At 34.0% G+C, this 3,435-nt stretch carries 2 protein-coding genes; both read left to right on the forward strand.

The features are described from left to right. Positions 1-1,328 precede the first annotated feature (1,328 nt). Positions 1,329-2,447, forward strand: coding sequence for a tRNA guanosine(34) transglycosylase Tgt (tgt, locus tag GGR08_RS07640; RefSeq protein WP_183194715.1), 1,119 nt, complete (start codon positions 1,329-1,331; stop codon positions 2,445-2,447). An 800-nt stretch (positions 2,448-3,247) separates the two neighbouring features. Next, positions 3,248-3,435: hypothetical protein (locus GGR08_RS07645; RefSeq protein WP_183194716.1), on the forward strand; the 188-nt coding region annotated here is incomplete at its 3' end.

The raw sequence follows: 3,435 nt of genomic DNA on the forward strand, positions 1-3,435 counted from the left end.
CAATGTTGCTACAGATCTTGCATTAAGACGGTTCATAAGAGCCATTTTTTACTCCTTTCTTATACAAATTTGATCCACACACTCATCCCACTTGTTATGTGCAAATGAGTGATTTTGATTGATTCAAGATAAACAGGTTTGAAATGAGAGAATCCTACGTTATTCGAGACTCTCATTCAACATACAAAACAGTGAATTATCATTATAAATCAATGCCTTGTACAATCTCTTTTAGTATTTTTGATGATAATGGAATGCGAAATACTGTTGTAGCATTTCGTTAATCTTTCATATTTTCGGCAGAGATAATTCAGATATCACCATCAATTTGATCTTTGGGGATATAACATAAAGAACGTGTACGAACGCCTGTTAGGAGAAGCAAATATAAAGCCAGATGTGTTAGAATTGTTGTTTGGCAAAGTGTTTGATGAAAGGCAGAAACATCTCAATTTATGGTCAGTATATTTTGGGTTTTATAGAGTTGTTTATCTAAGAAGTACGTGCTTTTTTCTGTAGGCAATCAATTCGCCCGCTCATTTTACAGGGAAACCGTAAAGGGTATAGGGTAATGAAACGATAAAGCCATTGAGCGCCATCATCTTTATCCTTATGGAGGAATGAGGCAGTGGCATCATTCTATTTGCTAGTTTTCAATGTTGTTACAACCCTTGCATTAAAATAGTTCATTAGAAGCATTTTTAGTCTTTTCTATACAATTCTTACCCACATTGTAGCCTCGCTTGTGACGTGTAAGCAATTAATTTTAATTAATTTAATCTGAGAGGTGTTAGAATGAAAAAAACTTGCTAGATTTGGGTCTTTAATTCAATATGAAAAGAGTAAATTCATTGTAAATCAATATATTATCTTTTTATTATGGGATTGTATTTGTAATATTCTGGCTGTCAAAAGCAGAGTAAATCATATGTTGAAGGGACGTTCCGTGCTCGTTTGCCGATCAAATTTTCCATTCCAAATTTTATCAAATATTTATCCACAGATCGATTGTGAAGGGAATTCTAAGGATTTTAAGTTCATAAGAGATAATAATTTTTCAGATCTATTAAGGCTTTAGCGGGTTAAGCTTAGGTATTTTGAGGTATGATATTAGAAGAATTTTTCTAGTTTTCTAGAGCTAGATTATTTCTTTACTATGCTTATTTCTTGATACAAAAAGTTCTTTTAGCTCGTTTAATCTTTTAAGCTGGGTACAATATTAAGCGAATCAAGAATTAATTCATAAGACCTATGATAATGCTGTAACGAAGATATCTTTTTTCTTTATTATAGAGAGCTGCATTTATGGAATCAAGAAGAAGAGAGTAATGATAAAGACATTTCATTATAGAAAAATTGCTCAGGATGGATGTGCACGTCGAGGTGAAATTATAACGCGAAGAGGATGTATTCGGACACCCGCATTCATGCCAGTTGGAACGGCAGGAACCGTTAAGGCTATGTATATGGACCAAATACGTGATCTTGGAGCGGATATTATTTTGGGGAATACTTATCATTTAATGTTACGTCCAGGAGCTGAACGTATTGCGCGTTTGGGAGGATTACATAAATTTTCACGCTGGAGCGGCCCTATTTTAACTGATTCTGGTGGATTTCAGGTTATGTCACTGGCTGGGATCCGTAAAATTACTGAACAAGGTGTGATTTTTCGCTCTTACATTAATGGTACCTACTATGAAATGAGTCCAGAGCGTTCTATCGAAATTCAAGGACTTCTTGATGCGGATATTCAGATGCAGTTAGATCAATGTATTGCATTACCTGCTCCTGAAAAAGAAATAGAAGAATCTATGGAGCTTTCATTGCGGTGGGCACAACGTTGTAAAACAGCGTTTGGGGATCAGCCAGATAAAGCCTTGTTTGGGATTGTTCAAGGTGGTGATAATCTGAAACTGCGTGAACGTTCGGCTCAAGGATTAAAAGAAATGGATTTAAAAGGTTATGCTATTGGAGGACTTGCTGTTGGGGAGCCGCAAAGTGTTATGACAGCAGTGTTGGATACTACTTGTTCGATTCTGCCAGAGGATAAACCGCGTTATCTTATGGGAGTAGGGACGCCTGATGATATTTTACAAAGTGTTGCTCGTGGTGTTGATATGTTTGACTGTGTTATGCCAACGCGTGCAGGACGTCATGGTTTAGCTTTTACACGCTTTGGTAGAGTTAATTTGCGTAACGCACGTTATGCAGAAGATCCACATCCTCTTGATCCACAATCACCTTGTCCAGCAGCAAATGCTTATAGCTGCGCTTATTTGCATCATTTGATCAAATCTGGTGAATCCCTTGGTGGTATGTTGTTAACTTGGAATAACCTTTTTTATTACCAACAATTGATGCAAGGAATCCGCGATGCCATTGAAAAAAGCCATTACGCTGATTTTTGCGCTGAAACACGAGCCCTGTGGATGCAAAAACGCTAAAATATTAATTATAATAGATAGATTGACTTTTTTATTCAATTTATCTTTTTACCTAAAATCTTTGTTCAAAATATGAAATTAGAAATACCTTTCAAATTTATATGGTACGTATTCTTTTGTAAATGGTATATGAAATAAAAACTGTTACTCCGGTACGCGCTACCTGATCCGGAGAAAAACAGTTTGTTTCTGCTTCTGATGGTTGTTTAAAGCAACAATGTTAATGAGGTGTTACCGAACGCTTAAAAGAAGTATAAAAATCGTAATTTTATAAGTTATTTTATGTTTTTTATTGTTAATGGTAAAAAATGTTTTAAAATAAGATACTTATACTTTTAGAAAATTAAGATAAAATAAGATTGCAATTTTTAAAGATTAGATTTTTATGTTTTAATATAAGTATTATTTACGATGGATTTATGTAGTCTTATGATGATAGCTTTTAAATTATTAATCTATAAAAATAAAGGAAAATATAATAACTTAGTGAGTTTTTTTAAATTTAATTACTATATAAGATATTGATAAATATTTTGAACAAAAACTTCTCGTAGTTATTTTTTACTTTGTTTATAAAATTATCTAAAGATAAGCATAATATCTTATGTGAGTATTTTAATTTGCAGATGATGAGTTAGCTAAAAAACTATTTGATGCTATCCTTCTATTAGATGGGGGAAGAGGTAAGATGTCTAAAATAGGATTAATTAATAAATATAGAATTCAAATGATATTATCATAGGAATTTTTAGAAGAAGGAAGGCGTAAAGTTGAAATTGTAATTTATCAATTTAGAGGATGTGTATTCACAAGAGAGCCAAGGGATTAAAGCAGCCGATGGGGTTGGTTCTGTTTTCCGCCCCACGGTGGGGAAATCCGGCAATGATGTGCCGCTGATTGATATTGTTCGCCCCAATGGACAGGGTCTTTCTCATAACAAATATGACAGTTTCAATGTTGATAGCCATGGCGTGATTTTGAACAATTC

It is taken from the genome of Bartonella fuyuanensis (genome assembly GCF_014197255.1).
Lineage (GTDB): Bacteria > Pseudomonadota > Alphaproteobacteria > Rhizobiales > Rhizobiaceae > Bartonella > Bartonella fuyuanensis.